Source organism: Moorella glycerini (genome assembly GCF_009735625.1).
In the GTDB taxonomy this organism is placed as follows: Bacteria; Bacillota; DSM-521; order Neomoorellales; family Neomoorellaceae; genus Neomoorella; species Neomoorella glycerini.
The window spans coordinates 3184815-3205400 of record NZ_CP046244.1 but is presented as its reverse complement, the minus strand read 5'-3'; the positions used below and the strand labels follow the sequence as shown (position 1 = coordinate 3205400).

At 54.1% G+C, this 20586-nt stretch carries 20 protein-coding genes and 1 pseudogene; 17 read left to right on the top strand and 4 right to left on the bottom strand.

Translation table 11 applies throughout. The features are described 5' to 3' along the window. Complete coding sequence (locus MGLY_RS16015) at positions 1-1257, bottom strand: helix-turn-helix domain-containing protein (RefSeq protein WP_156271578.1); 1257 nt, start codon at positions 1255-1257, stop codon at positions 1-3. Positions 1258-1399: 142 nt separating this feature from the next. Further along, entirely contained in the window at positions 1400-1834 is a 435-nt protein-coding gene (locus MGLY_RS18905; protein ID WP_422880105.1) for a DUF6431 domain-containing protein, read from the bottom strand. A gap of 527 nt (positions 1835-2361) precedes the next feature. On the opposite strand from MGLY_RS18905, the gene MGLY_RS16005 reads away from it, so the two are divergent. The 11 genes from MGLY_RS16005 to MGLY_RS15955 all read left to right on the top strand — a co-directional run bounded on the left by MGLY_RS16005 (position 2362) and on the right by MGLY_RS15955 (position 11214). Further along, positions 2362-2610 carry a hypothetical protein gene (locus MGLY_RS16005; protein ID WP_156275540.1) on the top strand — a complete coding sequence of 83 codons (249 nt, stop codon included), beginning with the start codon at positions 2362-2364 and terminating at the stop codon, positions 2608-2610. A gap of 5 nt (positions 2611-2615) precedes the next feature. Beyond that, a complete protein-coding gene (locus tag MGLY_RS16000) occupies positions 2616-2867 on the top strand; it encodes a DUF2283 domain-containing protein (RefSeq protein ID WP_156275538.1) in 252 nt (83 codons plus the stop codon). Between the two features lie 315 nt (positions 2868-3182). Then, a complete protein-coding gene (locus tag MGLY_RS15995; protein WP_170291138.1) occupies positions 3183-3410 on the top strand; it encodes a hypothetical protein in 228 nt (75 codons plus the stop codon). A gap of 259 nt (positions 3411-3669) precedes the next feature. Continuing rightward, positions 3670-4167 (top strand): cation:proton antiporter regulatory subunit, encoded by a 498-nt coding sequence (locus MGLY_RS15990; RefSeq protein WP_156275534.1) that lies wholly within the window; start codon positions 3670-3672, stop codon positions 4165-4167. A 3-nt stretch (positions 4168-4170) separates the two neighbouring features. After that, positions 4171-5400, top strand: a complete 1230-nt coding sequence (locus MGLY_RS15985; RefSeq protein WP_156275532.1) for a cation:proton antiporter — start codon at positions 4171-4173, stop codon at positions 5398-5400. A gap of 365 nt (positions 5401-5765) precedes the next feature. Then, positions 5766-6932: an NAD(P)/FAD-dependent oxidoreductase gene (locus tag MGLY_RS15980; RefSeq protein WP_156275530.1), complete on the top strand. Its 1167-nt coding sequence runs from the start codon at positions 5766-5768 to the stop codon at positions 6930-6932. Then, positions 6920-7645 (top strand): GntR family transcriptional regulator, encoded by a 726-nt coding sequence (locus MGLY_RS15975; RefSeq protein WP_156275528.1) that lies wholly within the window; start codon positions 6920-6922, stop codon positions 7643-7645. Before MGLY_RS15980 ends, MGLY_RS15975 begins: the two co-directional genes overlap by 13 nt. A gap of 275 nt (positions 7646-7920) precedes the next feature. After that, positions 7921-8985, top strand: coding sequence for a BMP family protein (locus tag MGLY_RS15970; RefSeq protein WP_170291136.1), 1065 nt, complete (start codon positions 7921-7923; stop codon positions 8983-8985). 88 nt (positions 8986-9073) lie between these two features. Then, positions 9074-9367: a (2Fe-2S)-binding protein gene (locus MGLY_RS15965; protein ID WP_211661937.1), complete on the top strand. Its 294-nt coding sequence runs from the start codon at positions 9074-9076 to the stop codon at positions 9365-9367. A 12-nt stretch (positions 9368-9379) separates the two neighbouring features. Next, positions 9380-10888 (top strand): FAD-dependent oxidoreductase, encoded by a 1509-nt coding sequence (locus MGLY_RS15960; protein WP_156275522.1) that lies wholly within the window; start codon positions 9380-9382, stop codon positions 10886-10888. Positions 10889-10908: 20 nt separating this feature from the next. Beyond that, the gene (locus tag MGLY_RS15955) at positions 10909-11214 is read left to right on the top strand and encodes a (2Fe-2S)-binding protein (RefSeq protein ID WP_156275520.1); all 306 of its coding nucleotides are present in this window, start codon (positions 10909-10911) and stop codon (positions 11212-11214) included. Between the two features lie 105 nt (positions 11215-11319). On the opposite strand, the gene MGLY_RS15950 is transcribed toward MGLY_RS15955, so the two are convergent. Next, positions 11320-11748, bottom strand: a complete 429-nt coding sequence (locus MGLY_RS15950; protein ID WP_211661935.1) for a helix-turn-helix domain-containing protein — start codon at positions 11746-11748, stop codon at positions 11320-11322. Between the two features lie 39 nt (positions 11749-11787). Here MGLY_RS15950 and MGLY_RS15945 point away from each other — a divergent pair, with 39 nt between their 5' ends. The 5 genes and pseudogenes from MGLY_RS15945 to MGLY_RS15925 all read left to right on the top strand — a co-directional run bounded on the left by MGLY_RS15945 (position 11788) and on the right by MGLY_RS15925 (position 15787). Further along, complete coding sequence (locus tag MGLY_RS15945) at positions 11788-12474, top strand: hypothetical protein (RefSeq protein WP_156275518.1); 687 nt, start codon at positions 11788-11790, stop codon at positions 12472-12474. 598 nt (positions 12475-13072) lie between these two features. Further along, complete coding sequence (locus MGLY_RS15940) at positions 13073-13312, top strand: hypothetical protein (RefSeq protein ID WP_156275516.1); 240 nt, start codon at positions 13073-13075, stop codon at positions 13310-13312. Between the two features lie 363 nt (positions 13313-13675). Beyond that, positions 13676-14002, top strand: coding sequence for an IS66 family insertion sequence element accessory protein TnpA (gene tnpA, locus MGLY_RS15935; RefSeq protein WP_156275514.1), 327 nt, complete (start codon positions 13676-13678; stop codon positions 14000-14002). Beyond that, on the top strand, positions 13996-14352 hold the full coding sequence (gene tnpB, locus MGLY_RS15930; RefSeq protein WP_156275512.1) for an IS66 family insertion sequence element accessory protein TnpB: 357 nt from the start codon (positions 13996-13998) through the stop codon (positions 14350-14352). The genes tnpA and tnpB overlap by 7 nt, the downstream gene beginning before the upstream one ends. A gap of 107 nt (positions 14353-14459) precedes the next feature. Then, positions 14460-15787: pseudogene (locus tag MGLY_RS15925) on the top strand (IS66 family transposase). A 237-nt stretch (positions 15788-16024) separates the two neighbouring features. On the opposite strand, the gene MGLY_RS15920 reads toward MGLY_RS15925, so the two are convergent. Continuing rightward, positions 16025-16510, bottom strand: coding sequence for a hypothetical protein (locus MGLY_RS15920; RefSeq protein ID WP_156275510.1), 486 nt, complete (start codon positions 16508-16510; stop codon positions 16025-16027). Between the two features lie 522 nt (positions 16511-17032). On the opposite strand from MGLY_RS15920, the gene MGLY_RS15915 reads away from it, so the two are divergent. After that, complete coding sequence (locus tag MGLY_RS15915; protein ID WP_156275508.1) at positions 17033-20557, top strand: helicase-related protein; 3525 nt, start codon at positions 17033-17035, stop codon at positions 20555-20557. Positions 20558-20586 lie beyond the last annotated feature (29 nt).

Here is a 20586-nt window from a genome sequence, read left to right as displayed (position 1 = left end):
CTAGTTTTGGCCCCCTCCCTGTAAGCTGGCAAAAGAAAGTTTGCTCTCCCGCTTTGCCCGGGCGTTAACACTGAGCGCCACCGGCTGTGCCACCGCCACCTCTTTACCGGCCACAAAAATCAAGACCCGCTCCAGTTTTTCCGGGTCAAAGCGCACCTCCACCCGGTTGCCGATAAATTGAGGCGGCACCTCAAAAAGGCGCTTGTTAATGGAGATAGTAGCATCATGATGTACCCGCCGTTCCTCCCGCTTGAAAAAAAGCGGCTCCAGAACAGCCGGGTCGCTCACCATCTTAACCTGGCTGAACTGGGACATAAACTTATCCAGGGGGCTCATACCCAAAGCACTGTGGACCTGGCGGTGATAATCTTCCTCCAGCCACTGCCAGAAAGAGCGGTTCAAGTTATCCAGAGATTTAAGGTGTTCATCTTTAACCAGGGGCAAGAAACGCTGCCTGACGGTCAAGAAGAACCTTTCGATCTTACCCTTGCTCTGCGGGTCATAGGGTTTAGTATTGATCAAGGCTATCCCCAGGGCCGCGCAGGCCAGCTGCAGCTGCTCCGAACGATAGATTTTACCATTATCCACGTAGACCATCTGCGGAATGCCCCGGCGTAAGATAGCCTCCTTGAAGACCACCTTCAAAGACTCAAACTTCTCGGAAGTAAAAAACTGGGCAAAAGTCACCAGGCGGGAACAATCATCGATAAAAGCAAAGAGGAAAGTAGCCACCTTTTTGTTGCCAACGCGAAGGTAAGGCCCGGCCGCCACATCCCCCTGCCAGAGGGTATTCACCGTATCATAGGCAAAGCGTTTCCGTTCCGGCTCCCGCCGCATCTCCCGGCCTAAAAGCCCCCTGGATTTCAGGAAACGGTAAATGGTAGCGTAAGAAACGGCGTCCGGTAAAATAACACCTTTAGCCACCAGTTGTTCATAAAAGACAGAAGCCGGACAGGAACGCTCCTCCTGGCGCAGGGCCAGGAGTTGCTCCTGTAACTCCGGGGATAAGGCCCGCGGCCTTCCCCGGTCAGAACGCCTTTTCGGTTTTAACCCCTCAAACCCCTCGCGGCGGTAATCCCTGAGCCAGCTGGCAATGGTCTGGGGGCTATAGTCGCAGAGGCCATAATACGGTACTTCATGGGGTCTGGCCGTAATACTCTCCAGGTAGGCCTTCCTGCTGGCTACCTGACCCTGCAACAACGGCGCAATCAAGCTAAAGCGAAAAAGAGCGATATTTTCCCGGTCCTTCTCGTCCATCACAACCCCTCCCCAGGATTTAAGGTTAACCGGTCCGGTCATTTACCAGTTTAACCTTAACCTGTCCCCCAGGACAGGCAAAAGGTGTGTGGTGGCTAATGTAGCAGGGAGGCTTTACGGAACCGGGGAAAGCATGGTAAAATTAATTAGCCATAAAATTGCGCCGGAAATGATTATGGAACCTTTGGGAAAAGGTTTCGGCGTTGGGGAACGCGGCAATCATTTCCAGCAATTTTATGGCCCTTTGTTTAAATTCCGGCGGGATTATTTCCTGGTAACCCTGCTCCCGGAAGAAGGCCTGGATGCAATTCATGTTCTTCGCCCAACGGCGGCGGTAGAACTGGAGCAGCTGGTAGTAAATAAGGAGGCGGGCCTTGGAGAAGAAATATATGAGACAGTCCAGAATGAACTTAAGGGAATACTGGTAATACGGCAGGAGAAAGGAAGGCAAAAGAGAGAAGGTGTGCCGGCAGGAGCGGCACCAAAAGCGGCAGATGGGCAGCTGTAGCCACTTTTCCGAGTCACTACCGGCATTACGCCAGTAAAAACCATGCCGCTTTAGAGCCTGCCGGGCCATACAGATAGGGCAAGACTCTATGACGGGAAACTCATTTTTCTTACCCCGGGCAGCATAATCCTCCAGGGAAATACCGAAATTGTATACCAGTTGCATAAACAGCCCCCCAGAATAATTTGCTAAAATTATATCACTTTGGGGGAACTGTTACATGTTATCTCGATATTTTAAATTGATAAAGTTAGGACTAGTTTTAAGGATGATAGTGTGCTAAATGACACTTTAGGAAGGCATTGAAGGAGAAGGATTAAATTATATTTAATTGTGAAGATAGACACAAAAGCGGAGCGGAAGCGGAGAGAAAGGGGAGGAAAAGGGGGCTAGGCTGGTTAAGTGTAATTTAACATCGAGATTAGCATGACAAAACTGGTTCCAGCAATGCGGGAGGGAGTTCTGGAGGCCTGCGGGAGGATTATAAACATCCACCAAGGTCGATAAAGCCCAAAAAGAAGAGAACCCATATAATTATAGCGTGAAACCTTGAGTTAGGGTATAATATTTACCAGGAGAGGGCTGGTTAACAGGAAATGAAAACCATGCGCTATTTTGAAGAGCAGGTTTTGCGAAAGCGCCCCTACCTTAAGGTGGAATGGTGCGAGCAGGCCATACGTAAACCCGAGTATCGTGAAGTGCAGCCAGATGGGCGAATACGTCACTGGATATATGTCCCGGACTTGGGGAAATACTTGCGAGTGGTAACCCTGGAAGATGGCCAAACGGTTCACAATGCCTTTCCTGATCGCAATTTTAAAATTGCAACCACCAAAGAGGGGTGAAAAACATGAAATTCCATTACTACGCGGATACTGACACCCTGTATATAGACCTTTCGGAAAAAGACAGCGCCGACTCGTTAGAAGTAGCGCCCGGCGTAGTGCTGGACTTTGACGCCGAAGGGAACCTGGTAGGCATAGATATTGACCGTGCCAGCGCCCTGATAGATTTATCGCGCCTGGAAGCCGAAGGGCTTCCTCTTGGCCGCATTTTGCTGACCGGACCGAGTTCTAATATAAGCACCGCCCGGGTGGGCTGAGAACGGTACAATTATCCAGGAAGGTTAGCACGAAAATAGCCCTATTTTCATGATTGTTTGTGCCTTCCAGGCATGGCCGGTTAGGGAGAAAAAATTTTTTGCAAAAAAGAGGGCCAATAAGATGACGGCAGGAACGCCAAAGCGTGCCTGCCGCTTTTGTTTAAAGCCGGTATTCCACGAAGGGCCTTCTTTCCCTTACGGGGCAAGGAAGTCCCCGCGGCTACTTTGACGAGCATTTAGCTGTCATTTTATTTAGTGCTACGTTGTGTTATAATATACCACAGGTGAAATCCATTGAAGATAACACGGTTTATCATGCCGCCCGACCGTATTAGGCACATTGCTAAGCACTCCGTGACTCCTGAAGAAGTGGAGCAGGTAGCCTACGAAGACCGCCACCATATAGTGCAGCGGCTTAAGCCTTCTACGTCCTACCCTAGCGAGAATGTTTACCGTTTACTGGGGCGTACAGAAGCAAGGCGCTACCTAAAGGAAGAACTAGAGGCCATCAACGACTTTAAAGGCGAACCCCACAGCTGCTAAAGCTTTATAGTTTTTAGCGGCAACCCGGGATGACGGCCGAACGGTTCCTACGGTTCCTAATGCTTTCAGAAAAAGATCGCGTGCCGCCTTGTTATTAGAAGTAGCGCCCGGCGTAATGCCGGAATTTGACACCGAAGAGAACCTGCTGGGCGGAGTTTTTGCCGTTGCCGGCGCCCAGATAGGTTATCGCGCCGCGAAAAAGTTTTTGGTAAACAGCGAAACCATTTAAACCATATTTTACGATGCTGGAGGGAAAAGCATGCTTCCACTTCGGGAGATCGAATTGCCAGGTATTGGACGCAAGTTTCAGCTAAATACCCGCAGCGGGGAACAGCTTGTTATCATAATCCATGAAGACGGCAAACGCGAGTTGTACCTTTTTAATCCGGGCAACGCGGAGGAATGTACGGCAACAGTAACTTTAAACGATCAGGAAGCAAGGCAGGTGGGCGCCATCCTGGGAGGCGTTGTATATAAACCTACCGCTTTAGAAGAGGCGGAGGTTGAGCTGGATCAATTGGTTATTGATTGGTACAAAGTTGAAACCGGGGCCGTTGGGGTGGGAAAAACTATCGGCGGCCTTAAGGTCCGCGAGCAGACTGGTGCTACCATTATTGCCGTTATAGAGTCCGATCATACTACCCATATCACGCCCGGCCCGGACCAGGTGATAGCGGCTCATTGTACTCTAGTTCTGGCAGGCACCAGGGAAGCGGTAAAAGCTTGTAAGCGATTGATCTTGCACGGGAGCCTGTAGTCCATGGAGTACATCTTGCTGGAAATCGGCCTTGCCCTGGTGCTTATAGCTCTTTGCGGGATTTTAGCCGTACGGTTACGGTTTTCTATAGTACCGATCCTGATCCTGGCAGGTATGGTTGTTGGCCCCCACGCGCCGCGCGTAGGGGTATTAGATTTTAGGTTCATAGTGAGCGCGCCCGTGATTAACCTATTGGGGCGTTTAGGCGTACTATTCTTAATGTTTTACTTGGGATTGGAATTTTCCCTTGGCCGTCTCATGCGGGCGAGCCGCTCCATCATCACCGGCGGAACGGTTTATATGTCCATCAACTTTATGTTGGGGGTTGTTTTCCCCTGGCTGTTAGGTTGGCCGTTGCGTGAGATCCTGGTGGCAGCAGGAATAACTACTATTTCTTCGAGCGCCATTGTGGCCAAGGTAATCGTGGACTTGAAACGGACGGCCAATCCTGAAACCGAGATGATTCTGGGACTGATGATGTTCCAGGATGTTTTTGTCGCCATCTATCTGTCCGTTTTATCCGGCCTCTTATTGGGCGGGACTATTTCCACCGCACGTGCTTTAAGCTCGGCGGCTTTGGCTTTGGGAGTAATACTTGGGCTCCTGGCGGTAGGCCACCGCCTCATGCCGCAGCTTAACCGCTGGCTGAACATACCTTCGGATGAGGCGTTTTTGTTAGTTTTACTCGCCATGCTTATCTGGGGCGCCGGGATTGCGGAAACGCTGCAGGTACCGGATGCCCTCGGCGCTCTGCTGGTGGGTCTGGTCCTGGCGGAAACCGACCATATCGAGCGTATTAAACACCTAATAGTGCCCTTCAGAGATTTTTTTGGCGCCCTGTTTTTTTTCAGCTTTGGTCTGGAAGTCGATCCCCTATCCCTCGGAGGGGCGATTTGGCCGGCTCTGATGGCGGTAGTGCTGACGCTCATCGGCAACTTCGTTGCAGGGATGCTGGCGGGCCGCAGTGCGGGCTTTTCCTTTCGGGCTTCTACCAACATCGGCTTAACAATCGTCGCGCGGGGGGAATTTTCCATAATTATTAATAATTTAGCCCGGGCTGCCGGACTCCAGCCCGGGCTACAGCCTTTTACGGCCCTTTACGTGCTGATATTAGCCATTTTAGGGCCCTTGCTGGCCAAGAACTCCAAGACAATCTACAGCGGTCTGAACCGTCTCTTGCAGGCTGCAAGTCACGGGCAGAACCCCGGCTGCTGCGGCGGCCCCCGCCAGTAACCCTTTATCAGGTTTTACCGGCGGATGCCGGCATGGTGAGAGCCGTGCTGCGGGGTTTGGAACAAGGCCGGCGCTTAACCGCGCGGTCCGGCAGGCGGTTTTTCGGGTGCGTTCGCCTGCCGCCGGCGCAAAAAGCCCCGGCAAAACCGCTTCAATAATCTTCGTCGCGATAGAAGTCCCTGGCCGGGGCGATCTGCGGGCCGCCGGATTTAACCCCTTCTGGGGAGAGGGTCTACTGGACCGCAATCGATGGCTGAAAAATTTATATTAAAAAATTAATCGCCAAGCAGAAAACAGGCAGGTGAAAGGCGAATATATTTACCAAAGCATTTGTCTAACGTATAAACAAATTTACGACCTAAAAGGTGGTGGAAAAACTGCTGGCGGACGTCGTGATTATCGGCGGGGGCTATTTTGGCGCCGCGGCGGCCTATCATTTGGCGACAAAGGGTTTTAAGACCGTCCTTGTCGAGCAGGGTGAGGTCGCCGGGGGAGCGTCAGGGGGGAATTTTGGCCGGGTTCAGCTTCAGGATGCGGAGCCGGGCCTGAGTCTAGAGTTGAGCCTCGCGGGCTGGCAGCGCCTCTTGCGCTTACAGGAAGAATTGGATATTGATATAGAATTTCGGCGTTCCGGCTCTTTGATAGTTGCCACCAACCACCAGGAATGGACGGAATTGCAGGAGGAACAGCAAAAGAAAATCAAGGCGGGGTTAAATATTGAACTTCTGGAAGGGCGGGAGGTCACCCGCCGCGAACCCCTTCTTAACGGTGAGTTGGTTGTGGGGGCCAGCTATTCCCTGGAGGCGCAGCTAAACCCGTTTAAGCTGATCTATGCTTTTTTGAATAAGGCTGCGGCTCAAGGTTGCGAAGTGCTGGAAAACACGCCAGCGCTCGGTTTCGAGGTCGCCAACGGCAAAATAAAAGAAGTGATTACTTCCAGGGGCAAGATCGCCGCCGGCACGGTAGTCGTGGCGGCCGGAGCGTGGACGAGAACGTTGGTCAAAGCGGTCGGGCTAGACCTCCCCATAGACTTTATTTGGGGGGAGGCTTTAGTAACGGAAAAGGCGGGGCCTTTGTTGCGCAACTATTTCTCCCTAGCCTCCTTTTTCGCGAGTGAGCAGAGCGGCGCGGACGGTTACCAGGTTTCCTTATGCTGCACCTGCAGTACCGCCGGCAATTTACTGGTCGGTGAGACCATGACGGCCGGCAGCCCCGGGGAACTGGCCGACGAAGCCGGCTACCGGTCGCGGCAGGAAAATTTGCCGTTCCTCGTTCAGGAGCTGGCCCGTTTTTTCCCCGCCCTGGTCTCCTTAAAGGCCATCCGCAGCTGGAGGGTGCCGGTGGCCTGCACCAGGGATCATAGGCCATATTTGGGATTTTGGGGTCCGGAAAATATGCTTGTTGCCGCGGGCTTTAAAAGTTCGGCAATTATGACGCCTATTGCCGGTGAGATTATCGCGGAGCTGGTGGCCGGAAGCTGCCGCTTCGATTTAAGCGAGTTTAAAGAGGCAAGAGCAAGATGGGCAAATTAAAGCGCGACACCCTGCAGGAACAGGCCGTGATGGCGCTGCTGGGCATGATTAAAGAGGGCTACTTTGCCGACAACCGTTTGCCCGCCGAAGAGGAACTGGCGCAGATGCTTGGCATCAGCCGCGGCACTTTGAGGGAAGCCCTTCACGTCCTGGATAAAGCCTGCATTATAACCAAAAAACAGGGCAAAGGCACCTATTTTCATCGCGATATAGCCCTCCTGGGCGGGCGCTTGGACCTCACCATCGATTTTATTGAAATTTTGGAAGGCCAGGGTGGGGTGGCGCGCCTGGAAACAAGCCGGCCGGCAAAAACCGCTCCTTCGGCGGAGGCGAAGGTCAAACTGCGCCTGAAACCCGAAGAAGAAGTGTGGAGCTTTGACTGGCTGTACTTTAAAAATGAATCGCCGGCCATTTTAGCCGAAATCGAAATACCGCATAGATATTTTTCGGCCGCGGACTGGCAACCCGGTCCCTGGCGCACCCTGACAGAATATTATCGCCGCCATTGCGTCGGCGAATTGGTAAAGATGGCGATTTGGATGAAATCAAGGTCCTATGACAGAGCGGCGGGGATTTTTCAGGTGGATGCGGCGACCCCTTTGACCTGGTGGGAAGAGGTATGGTACACCCTTGAGGACAATCCTGCTTGCTACGTGGGCGTATACTTTAAGCCGTGCCTGGTCGAGTTGGCGTTAGTTACCAGTCCCCCTTAAAAGCCTCTCCCTTGCGGTTAGTAGGGGGGTAGCGGGGAGGCAAATTGGATGCCGGGGGTGGTTTTACGTGTTTGCTTTAGACCCTGGCCGGGCTATAGCCACGCGCCCTACTGTTTTTTCCTCGAGGTAACTTTATGAGGAAGGTTGGTGTGGGAAGTGCCGGACCGACCAATTTTAGGGAGGTGAGAGCGGGGTACAGCGCAACCGTTTTTTTTAGGGCAAAACGCAGACAGGAAAAAAAGCGAAATGAAATGGAAAAGGAGGCAAAGTTGGAAATGCGCAAGGTTTATATTTGGATCCTTGTGGTTGCCCTGGCTGTTTTTACTGCCGTTGCGGCGGGCGGGTGCGGCGGCAAGAAGGCAGAAGAGCCGAAAAATGAGACCAAACAGGAAACTGGCGCCGGGCAACAGGCAGCAGCCAAAAAATTAAAAATCGCCATGCTCCTGCCGGGCACGATTAACGACAACGGCTGGAACGCTTCGGCCTATGAGGGTCTGATGCTGGCAAAGGAAAAAGAGGGGGCTGAGGTGGCCTACCGGGAAAATGTCAGCCAGTCCGACCAGGAGGAAGCCTTCCGGGCCTATGCCTCAGCGGGCTATGATATTATTTTTGGTCACGGTTTTGAATTCGGCGACGCGGCCAAAAAAGTCGCCCAAGATTTCCCCAAAACCGTCTTTGTAGTCACCAGCAGCAACATTTCCCAGGCGCCTAACGTCGCTTCCCTCGAGATATCCAATAAGGAAGTAGGTTTTCTGGGCGGCGTGGTGGCCGCGCTGGTTACTAAAAGCAATAAAGTAGGTTATGTCGGCGGCATGTCGATACCATCGATAATCAACGCCCGCGATGGCTTTATAGCCGGTGCGAAACTTGCCAAACCCGACGTTAAAGTTCTTGACTCCTTTACCGGTAATTTTGATGATGCGGCCAAGGCCAGGGAAATGGCTGTGGCCCTTATCAACCAGGGCGCCGATGTAGTCATGCAGAATGCCGACCAGGCGGGCCTGGGAGTCATCCAGGCAGGTAAAGACAAAAATGTTCTTGTAATCGGCGTAGGGAAGGATCAGTCCAACCTGGCTCCGGATAATGTCCTGGCTAGCAGCATCTACGGCGTGCCGATGGGTATCGCTTATATAACCGACCTGTTTGCCCATGGCAAATTTGAGCCCAAAGCCTATTTGGTGGGCATCAAGGAAGGCGCCACCGGATTGATTTGGAACGAGAAGCTGGCCGCCAAGGCGGTCACCCCCGAGGCCAAAGGGAAAATCGAGTCTATTATAGCCGATTTGAAAGCGGGAAAAATCGACGTCGATGAATTGATCGCCAAAAACAAGGGCAAATAAACTGTGCCGGGTTTAAGAACTGCCGGTCGGTGAAAGCGCCTGCCGGCAGTTCCCTTTAAAAATGATACTTTCAGGGGAGGCGGTTGCCGTGTTGCGTATTGTCGCGCACCCCATTTTAGGAGACGCTCCCCAGCCGCGGACTGTTACTATTTTTTATAACGGCCGTCCCCTTCCAGCCCATGAGGGTGAGCCTATCGCCGCAGCCCTGCTGGCGAACGGCATTAAGGCCCTGCGTTTTACGGAGAAGAAAGGGGAGCCGCGGGGGATTTTTTGCTGTATCGGCCGCTGTTCCGACTGCCTCGTTACTGTTGACGGGGAGCAAAACATCCGTTCGTGCGTTACTCCCGTGCGGGAAGGCATGGAGATCAAGAGCCAGGGGTAGGAGGTTTGGGCTTTGCCTCAAGGCAACGTCGACATCGTCGTGATCGGCGGCGGTCCCGCCGGTTTGGTTGCCGCCGCGACGGCGGCCGATTTAGGCGCCAGGGTATTGTTAGTCGATGAAAACCATGCCCTGGGCGGCCAATTAACTAAACAGATTCACAAATTTTTCGGTTCGCGAGAGCACTGGGCAGGAATGCGGGGATATAAAATTGCGGCCCGGCTGGTGGCAGCTGTTGAGGCCGCCGGGGTGCAGGTAATGACGGGCGCGGTGGCCTACGGCATTTTTCCCGGCAAGGTCGTCGGCATAGCCACACCCGCGGGTTCAGTTTCAGTAGCGGCTAAGGCCATCATCTTGGCTACCGGGGCGAGCGAAAAAGCCCTGGCCTTTCCCGGATGGACGCTGCCGGGCGTAATGACGGCCGGCGCCGCCCAAACCCTGGCCAATATCCACCGAATTTTGCCGGGCAAAAGAATTTTAATGGTAGGGGCCGGTAATGTCGGCTTGATTGTTAGCTACCAGCTCCTCCAGGGTGGCGCGGAGGTAGTAGCCGTAGTGGAAGCCCAACCCCGCATCGGCGGTTACGCGGTTCATGCGGCCAAAATTCAAAGCTTAGGCGTGCCGGTCCTCACGGGCCACACGATTTTAAAGGCCGTGGGCAAGGAATGCGTCGAAGGGGCGGTAATCGCGGCTTTGTCAGCGGGCCGCCCCGTCCCTGAGAGCGAGAGGTTGCTGGAAGTAGATACCATTTGCCTGGCGGTAGGGCTGACGCCGGCTTACGAGCTGGCTGCCATGGCCGGATGCCGGCTGCATTACCGCCGGGAAGCCGGCGGCTGGATGCCTGAGCATGACGCCACCCTGGCGACGGGGGTGCCGGGTGTTTTCGTGGCCGGGGATGCTGCCGGCGTGGAAGAAGCTTCCACCGCCATGGAGGAGGGCAAGCTGGCCGCCGTGGCGGCAGCGGCATATATGGGTCTGTTAACGCCGGCGGACTCCGCCGGCAAAATTGAGGTCATTGCCGCAGGGCTGAGGGAGTTGCGCGGCCGTGATTGCACCTTAAAGCACATACAAGAAGAAGAGGTATGGGCCCGGTTGGCGGGCCAGGGTCCCAAGGCCGTTATTGAATGCCGCGAAGGCATCCCCTGCAATCCGTGTGAAACGGCCTGTCCGCGGGGAGCTATTAAGGTCGGCCGCCCCATTACCAATATTCCTGTCGTCGATTGGGATAAATGCAACGGCTGCGGGCGCTGTATCGCGGCCTGTCCCGGGCAGGCCTGTTTTGTCGTGAACCTGGACTACGGTGAAGATACGGCCGCAATCTCCCTGCCGTGGGAGATGTTGCCCTGGCCGGAACAGGGGCAAAAGGTCGCAATGGTAGACGGGCAAGGGCGCGAAGTATGTACCGGGCACGTATTGCGGGTAAGCATCCCGGCGGCCAACGACCACACCGCGGTGGTTACTGTGGCCGTACCTAAGAAGGCTGCGCCGCTGGCCCGCAGAATTGCCCGACAGAAACGTTATTGAACGCCTGGGGGGTTAAACCGTTGTTAGATGATGATATTATTGTTTGCCGCTGCGAAGAAGTGACCGCCGGCGAAGTCAGAGCTGCCATGCGGGCCGGCTGTCGTTCCTTGGCGGCCATCCGTCGTTTTACCAGGGCCGGCATGGGCCTGTGTCAAGGCCGGACCTGCACCTTGCTTTTGCGCCAGATTTTGCTGGATGAGGGTGAGGCGGACGCTGAAATCACACCGCCGCGCCCGCGGCCCCCGGTTAGGGTCCTCAGTATGGAAAACCTCAAGCCGGTGGCGCCGGCTTTTTCCCCTGTTGCTGAGCGGCAACAGGAGCGGTAAATTTGAAAGCACCCGCATTTTTCGCTTGCAGGCGGGAGCGCCGACACCCCATAGGGGCAAGCTGCATTGTGTAATCTTATAGAATCGTCAACCGGTCACCAAGTTTTACGTCTCTATGCCGGCCCTTTCCCCCGCCCTGCGGGAAAAGTCATCGGGGGGAAGGGCGTTATCCTGCTTGCTTTCCGCGTCCACCCTGCCGCACGCGGCGCAGAGCTCCTGCCGGGAGCTGCACCCCGCCTTCCGGTAGATGTTCCGCACGTGGTACTTAACCGTATTGGGTGAGAGGGAGAGACGGTTAGCTATTTCCTGGTAGGAGAGGTCCGTGAGCAGGAGGTCAAGCACCTTCCGTTCCGCGCGGGTCAGCCGGGCGAGACCGCCGGAGGCGGCCTCCGGGGTGCCGGCGGCGCCGAGGCGGGAGAGGACCGGCGGCGTCAGGGCGAAGAGGAGCGCGGCCCCCGCGAAGGCCGCGTGGGGCGCGCGGAAGGCGGCGGTGAAGCCGGCCACATTGGCCAGCGTGCCGACAACCCCCAGCACGGCCACGTTGGCGGAAAGGCAGAGGCCCAGAACGCGGTGGTGGCCCGCGGACGCCTTCTCCAGCAGGGAGAGCCACAGGAAGAGGTCGGCGAAGCCCAGGCCCAGGAGGATACCGCTGCAGGCGGCGGCGAAAGCGGGGTGACCCGCGCCGGGAAAGAAGCCCGGCCCCAGCAGGGAAAGGCCGAGGACGCTTATGGACAGCCCGGCGAGGGCGGCAAGGGGGAGCCTCCTCAACAGCAGGGCGCCCAGCGCCAGAGCGGACGCGTAGGGCAGAAAGCCGAAGCATTCAAAGAAGTGCCGGCCGGCCAGGGGCATGAAGGTCCGGTAGAAGAAGCTGCCTACCGGGTAAACGGCGGCGATAAACAAAAGGATCGGCCCGGCGCCGCGCGCCGGGGAGCCGCAGGGTTCTCTCTCCACGGGGCCACGCGGGCCCCCGAGCAGGCAGGAGCCGACGACGTACCCGGCGGTGGGGACGGACAGCGCTGCCCAGGGCGAGGAGGAGAGGCGGAGAGCGCCGGCGAAGTAAAGCTGGCAGAGGACGTTGGCCCCCGCCGCGGTAAGGACGAAAAGGGAGACCCTATCCTTACGCCCCGAGAGGGCCAGGGCCCAGGAGAGCACGGGGGAGGCGGAGGCCAGTCCAGCGGCGGCGGAGAAGAAGAGCCCCGGCGGCAGGGGCACCAGGAAGGCCGCCGGGAAGAGGAGGGCCGCTGCCGCGGCGCACAATAGCGGCCCGCGCCCTGAGAGAAAACCTCTTCCCCTCCCCAGGCCGTACCCCAGAAAACCCAGGGCGTGGGCCGCCGCGAAAGAGTGCAGCAGGCACGGCCTGTCGAAGGGGGGCAGGCCCGAAAGAGGCCCGTAAAAAGAAAAAACCAGAAGCCAGCTCCAGAGGCCCCAGCCGGAGGCCACAAGCGCAAATTCTTCCTGAACCTTCCGGAAAAGCATGTGCAAAAGCATCTGCTCCAGCTCCGTCGGAACGTTGAGACTGTCCAACCCATAATATTTTTCCACAATATTTTTTCGCCTACGGACCGCTTTTTCCCTGCTTTGCCAAACGAGTTCCAAACGAGTTTTTCCGGTGCACCCCCAACCCTCCAACCTCCCAACCTCCCATCCCAACAACCTCCCAATTCCCCAACCTCCCAACCCCCAACCCCCAACCCCTCAACCTTTCAACCCCTCAACCCCTCCCAAAAACCCAAAAACCCAAAAACCACCCTAAAACCACCCCCAAACCACCCGAAAACCACCCAGATAGGAGGAAGGAATGCCGTTGGAGGAAGGAATGCCGTTACCTGGTAGCAAATCAAATCTATCACTAAACTAGATGACACTTGCAGGGTTGGCCGGCGGCCCCTGTTGTCCTGGTGCTGGCGGAGGGCTCAAGCAGGGCCTGATCGCTTCCCTGGAGCTCGAGGTTATCCGGGCCGAAGATTCCGGCCTGGCCGGGTGCGTCATCTGGAGCTGGCCAGAGGGCCGGAGCCTTCTCGATCACGGCAAAATAGGGGGCTTCCTCAAAAGGAAAGGCGGGCGCTGGTCTTTGCGTCTTACGCCTTCAACCGGTTAAAGCGCCTTTTCCAGGCGCCCGCCGCAGCGCCGCGAGAAAGCAGGGCAACGGGCAAAGAGGTGGGCCGGACGGAAAGTGGGGTGGTACGGGGCGGAGAATGTAGCTAAAAAAGTTGCCAGCCAGCTACGGCACCCAGCGGGTGTCCCTGTTTTTATTATTACTGACAGGCATGTCGGCGGCCTAGCCGGGGGTGTGTCTTGCGGCCGCCCTGATGGAGCTGGAGGTGCTGGGGGAGGAGGCGGGAGCTCTTCTCTCCCCGCCCGGAGCTTGCGCTTCCGTAAGCGTCAAACCCAACCCACCTAGCACCAAAGCAACATTTATAGGATAATCTCCCTCAAGAGCATCAACGGAGGGAGATTTATTATGACCAAAGCCGAACTGCAAGCACTACGGGCAACCCGGATAGCCGAATACCAGGCCAGCGGGCAAAGCGTCAGAGAGTGGTGCGCCTCCCAAGAGGGCGTTAGCCCCAGGCAGTTATGGTACTGGCTGCGGAAGTATAAAAACCAAAACGTAGTTTCCTCTGGGAAATCCAACCGATGGTTACCGGTAGAAATAAGTGAAAAGGCATCTATAGATCAGGGCCATACTTTACTGGTCAAAATAGGGCCGGCCAGCATCGAGGTAAGACCCGGTTTTGATCCCGCCTTGCTCTCCCAGGTAGTCCGGGTGCTGGTAGCGATATGCTAAACGAAGCTGGCATCGACCGGGTTTATCTCGCCTGCGGCGCCACCGATCTGCGCAAGTCCATTGACAGCCTGGCGGTGCTGGTCAAAGAAGGGTTCGAGCTGGACCCCTTCTCTTCCTGCCTTTTCGTTTTCTGTAACCGCCAGCGGGATAAACTAAAGATCCTCCACTGGGAGCACAATGGGTTCTGGCTTTATTACCGCCGGCTGGAGAAGGGCAAATTCCCCTGGCCTCAAGATACCACTTCTGCAACCATCACCATCAACCGCCGGGAGCTGCGCTGGCTGCTTGACGGCCTCCCCTTAAAACAGCCCCAGGCCCATCCCGAGGTAAAAGCGCGCACCATCTTGTAATCTAAAGCACCAGAAAGAAATATTTGCTGTTTATGGTTGATTCTAGAGGAATTCGACGCGATTCGTCGAATTATTAAAGCATGAACACTTCGCAATCTATCGCCGCCATGACCATAGAAGAGCTGCAAAGCCGCTGCCTGCAGCTGGAAGAGCAATGTATGCAGCTGGAACAACAAAATGCCGAACTGACCGCCAAGCTAAACTGGTTTATGGAGCAGTTCCGTTTAAATAAAAGGCGGCAATTCGGCTTTTCCAGCGAACGGACTGAGCCTTTGAAAGAGCAGCTTTTACTTTTTAACGAAGCGGAAGCGGAAGCCCGGCCGGAGGCACCTGAGCCGGATTGGGAAACCATCACCTACCAGCGCCGCAAAGGGCGCGGCCGCCGGGAGATGAACCTGGAAGATCTGCCGGTAGAAGTAGTAGAGCACCGCCTGCCGGAAGAAGAACGGGTCTGCCCGTGCTGCGGCGGCCCTTTGGATGAGATGAGCACCGAGGTGCGGCAGGAACTTAAGGTCATCCCGGCCCAGGTGAAAGTGGTTAAACATGTGCGCTACGTCTATTCCTGCCGCCGCTGCGAGCGGGAAGAGATAACCACTCCCGTTGTCACGGCACCTATTCCGGCCCCCGTACTTCCCGGCAGCCCGGTATCACCCTCCCTCATGGCCTACATAATGACCCAGAAATACGGGGCAGGGTTACCCCTCTACCGCCAGGAGCAGCAGTTTAAAGGTTTGGGGATTGAACTGTCCCGGCAGACAATGGCCAACTGGGTGCTCCATGGAGCCAACACCTGGTTAGCCCTTATTTACGACCGCCTCCATGAATACCTGCTTACAAGAGATATCCTCCATGCCGACGAAACCACCTTACAAGTGCTTCAGGAACCTGGAAGGAAGATAAACGCAATGCACCCGTAGCCGCCCGGGAGGGGCTGGAGTACTGCAACCGGCTCTTTGCCATAGAGCGCGAGTTGAAAGAGGCAACACCAGAGGAACGATATCAAATCCGCCAGGTGCACAGCCGGCCCGTGCTGGACGCCTTTTTGGCGTGGCTCAAAAACCAAAAAGCCCGGGTACTGCCCAAAAGTTCCTTTGGCCAGGCGATTTACTATTGCCTGGGCCAGTGGGATAAACTCGTAGCCTTCTTGCAAGACGGGCGTTTGGAACTCGACAACAACCGCAGCGAGCGCTCCATCAAGCCCTTCGTCATCGGCCGTAAGAACTGGTTGTTTGCCAACACCCCGCGGGGTGCTAAAGCCAGCGCCATTACCTACAGCATCATAGAAACAGCCAAAGAAAACGGGTTAAATCCCTTCCACTATCTCATTCACCTCTTTGAAAAACTTCCCAACCTGGACCTCCAGGACAAAGATGCCCTGGATCAGCTTCTGCCGTGGTCGGAAACTTTGCCTCCTGTTTGCCTAGCGAATAATTAAGCTTGTTTTTGCCCCCACCTCAGGTGATACGTGGGGGCTATTTTACGCTTACGCATAGTCCGCCCAGTGAACGACGGTAAATTGCAAGATAGGTATTCCGATCTAAGTCAAAATTAAAAGATTAAAAGTTTCGGGTGATAGGCCTTTCGTCGCAATATTTGGAGAGAAATGGGAGGTTTGCCCGTCAGAACAAGATCGAGCTAAACCAGAAGTAGCACAGGATCAATTTCTATAACGTCACAGCAAATTAATACCGTGATGACCGGCGTAAAGTTTGCTGTTGTTTAAAATGTCCAGCTTAACTGCGTTAAACTTACCACAGAGAAAATCTGCCGGCTGGGCCGGGGTGATGACTGCTTTATCGGGCAAAACTTCTTCTTCATAGAACCTTAAGCGCAGATTGAGTTTTACCTCGCCTTTAGTCTTGCGGAACTCGGCCCAGCGATACTGAGTCAGGCAGAGGCTAATGGTAGCGGACTCAATGAGGTAAATACGGCCTATTGCGTTCCTTAAGTTTACAAAGCCGATTTCTTTGCCTACCTGGGTGGTGAGATAATTGAATAACAGCCGGTTAAATTCCGGAGATAAATCCTTTAAACGGCGGGATATCTGGGAAAAACTGATGCTCTCCAGGTTGATGGTCCGGCTAAACTGCGGGTCATGAAAGATATGGCTGATATCCCGTAGGCCGTCAAGTTGTTCCAGCTGGGCAAAGGCTATCAATTCAACTAGTTGGAAGGCTTATTGGCTTTTTAGCGTATTTATCCACCTCCAGGCCTTTGGTTATTTCCCAGAAATAGTGGTTTGAAACCGGAGAAAACAATTGGTGAAATGTGGATAATGTGGTATCCTTGCCTTGCATTTTGGCCTCCTTTTATTAAAGTTTGGGGAAAGGACTACTCTTAATCTCTAGTATAAGGAGGTTTTTCTTGCAAGGCCAGGTTATTTTAGAAATTTGGCCGTTTTTAGGGCGCTATTGCCCTTGATAAATTAATATTTTCTTTATGCAACGCTAGTGAGGGAATATAAGTTTTTTAGATCTTACCCCGAAATCTACAAGTAGCTGGACAATCCCGAAAGCAACAGTCGATCGCATTTGCAATGCGAGCTTTTTTATTTGCCGAGATAGATGCAGGATACAGATAAATTATGACGAATTGGTTATTTATATAGTTATTTCCTCAAAGGAGGAAATTTTAATATACCCGCGTTTACAAAGAAGCCAGGGAAAAGAGGTTCAATTACATGGCTCGCCTAGAAGACCTTACGCGCGGAGCAAGTGTTAAAGGGATACTGCCGGACTGCCTGGTGACAGTAGTCGATATTAAATGGCACGGAAATACGGTTGTTGAGCTTACCTATAAAGACAGTTCCGGCCATTTAGGCAGTCAACTCCTCTTTCGTTACAACGAACCCGTTTTAGAGATTGTCACCAGGGGTCAACCCTGGAGCTTTGATGCCGAAGGCAGGCTGTTCCGGCTGGTTTCCGAAGCAAAGCGGATCCGTCTGGCCTATCTATTTGACCCTTACCTGGCAGTACATACTTCCCTTGTTGAGCCTTTACCCCACCAGATTACAGCAGTTTACGGGGAGATGCTGAAGCGTCAACCTTTAAGGTTTTTACTGGCCGATGACCCGGGTGCCGGTAAAACCATTATGACCGGCTTATTTATAAAGGAACTTCTCATCCGCGGCGACTTATGCCGCTGTCTGATCGTCTGCCCTGGCAACCTGGTAGAACAGTGGCAGGACGAGCTTGAGCGCAAGTTCTCTTTGCCCTTTGAGATCCTGACCAACGACCGGATTGAGGCTGCCCGGACAGGGAATGTTTTCAAGGAATTACCCCTCTGCATCGCTCGATTGGATAAGCTGGCCCGTGATGAATACCTGCAGCTCAAACTCCAGCAAAGCGACTGGGACCTGATAGTTGTTGATGAAGCCCATAAGATGTCCGCCAGCTTTTTTGGTGGTGAAGTTAAATATACCAAACGATACCGGTTAGGGCAGTTATTATCGCGGATTACACGCCACTTCCTCCTGCTTACGGCTACGCCCCATAATGGTAAAGAAGAGGATTTCCAGCTATTTATGGCTCTCCTTGATGGGGACCGGTTTGAAGGCAGGTTCCGGGATGGGGTCCATGCGGTGGACACATCCGACCTTATGCGTCGTATGGTTAAAGAAGAGTTACTTAAGTTTGATGGCAGGCCCCTGTTCCCGGAACGGATAGCTTATACAGTAAATTATACCCTTTCGGATATGGAGGCTTATCTCTATAAAGAAGTTACCGATTACGTCCGGGAAGAATTTAACCGCGCCGATGCCCTGGAGAATGAAGGACGCAAGGGTACCGTCGGCTTTGCCCTGACCATTCTGCAGCGGCGCCTGGCCTCGTCGCCAGAAGCGATTTACCAGTCATTAAAGCGGCGGCGTGAACGTTTAGAGAAACGCCTGAAGGAAGAGGAGTTGCTCAAAAGGGGCGCCACCATCACATTAAAAGAAAAAGATATGCCTGTTCTTACCGAAGAAGATATTAACGACCTGGAGGATGCCCCTGAAACAGAATTAACAGAGGCTGAAAACCTGGTCGTCGACCAGGCCACTGCTGCCCGTACCATCCAGGAATTACGGTCAGAAATAGAGGAATTAAAGCGACTGGAAAAGATAGCTTACAAGGTAAGGGTTAGCGGCACGGACCGCAAGTGGGAAGAATTATCCCAACTGCTTCAGGACAATGCCAGGATGTTTGACGCCCAGGGTTATCGTTTAAAACTGGTGATATTCACCGAACACCGGGATACCTTAAATTATCTTGCCGAACGCATTAGAACACTGCTGGGAAAGCAGGAAGCAGTGGTAACCATCCATGGCGGTATGGGTCGGGAAGAACGTAAAAAGGTCCAGGAAGCCTTTACCCAGGATAAAGATGTCTTGATCCTGATAGCTACCGATGCCGCCGGCGAAGGCATCAACCTGCAACGTGCCCACCTGATGGTAAATTACGACCTCCCCTGGAACCCCAACCGTGTGGAACAGCGGTTCGGCCGCATTCATCGTATCGGGCAAACTGAGGTCTGCCACCTGTGGAATCTGGTGGCCGGTGAGACCCGGGAGGGCGAGGTCTTCCATCGCATGTTCCAGAAACTTGAGGAAGAGCGCAAGGCTTTAGGCGGGCGGGTTTTTGATGTACTGGGTAAGGTTACCTTTGCCAACAAGTCACTGAAAGATTTGCTAATCGAGGCTATCCGCTATGGGGAGCAACCAGAAGTGCGGGCCAGGCTAAACCAGGTCGTTGAAAATGCCTTGAACCATGAGGCCCTGCAACAACTTCTCGAAGAGCGAGCCCTAGCCAGGGATACCATGGATGTCACCAAAGTTAGAGAAATAAAAGAAGAAATGGAACGGGCGGAGGCCAGGCGCCTGCAACCGCACTTCATTGCGTCCTTCTTTATAGAGGCCTTTAAATTATTGGGCGGCAGCCTCCGCGAACGGGAGCCCAAAAGATATGAAATCACCCATGTGCCTGCTGTTATCCGTAACCGGGACCGCCAGATAGGGAACGGTGAGCCTGTTCTTCCCCGTTATGAAAGGGTATGTTTTGAAAAGGATCTGATTAACTTGCCGGGCAAGCCCGTGGCCGCCTTCCTTTGCCCCGGCCATCCATTGCTGGAGGCCACAATCGACCTGATTCTGGAACGCAACCGGGATTTGCTTAAACGTGGGGCTGTCTTAATCAACCCTGACGATAACGGTGAGGATATCCGCGCTTTATTCTATATTGAACATGCCATCCAGGACGCGAGGACAGACCCTACTGGTAACCGCAGGATAGTATCAAGGCAATTACAATTTGTTGAGATTGATAAAGAGGGAAGAGCCTTTAATGCCGGATACGCTCCCTATCTGGACTATCGCCCGGCTACAGAGGCAGAAACAGAACTGGTAACCCCCTTGTTGGCAGAAAGCTGGCTGCAGGGGGATATAGAGGCGCGGGCGCTGTCTTATGCCATTACCAAACTGGTGCCCAAACATTTTACTGAGGTAAAGAACCGTAAAGAAGAGATAGTCCTGAAAACTATGGCTGCCGTTAAGGACCGCCTTACCAAAGAAATTAACTATTGGGACCATCGGGCGGAAGAGTTAAAGGCCCAAGAACAGGCTGGTAAGATTAACGCCCGGATTAACTCGGAAAAGGCCAGGCAAAGGGCCGACGACCTGGCGGCCCGCCTGAAAAGACGCCTGGAGGAGCTGGAGCAGGAACGCCATCTCTCCCCCCTGCCGCCGGTAGTCATCGGCGGAGCCCTGGTGGTTCCCCAGGGTTTGATTAACCGCCTTAAAGGTGAAGCAAGCGGAGAAGGCAGTCTTTTCGCCCGGGAGACAAAAAGGATAGAACATATGGCCATGCAGGCGGTTATGTCCCTGGAACGGCAGTTAGGTTTTGAGCCCCGCGATGTTAGTGCTGAGAAATGCGGCTATGATATCGAATCAAGGGTGCCCGGGACCGGGAAGCTGCGGTTTATAGAGGTTAAAGGGCGGCTAAAAGGGGCTACCACGGTCACGGTAACGAAAAACGAAATCCTCACGGCCCTAAATAAGCCGGAAGATTACATCCTGGCCATCGTGGAGGTAGAGGGCGACAATGTCAGGCCTGTGTATATACGCTGCCCATTCAGGCGTGAACCGGAGTTTGCCGTAACTAGCATCAACTATAACATTACTGACTTGATGGCTGCAGGAGAAGTACTATACGGCAACAGAAATGCCGGTTAAGATAGGAACCAAAGCGTGCAGGAGGTTTT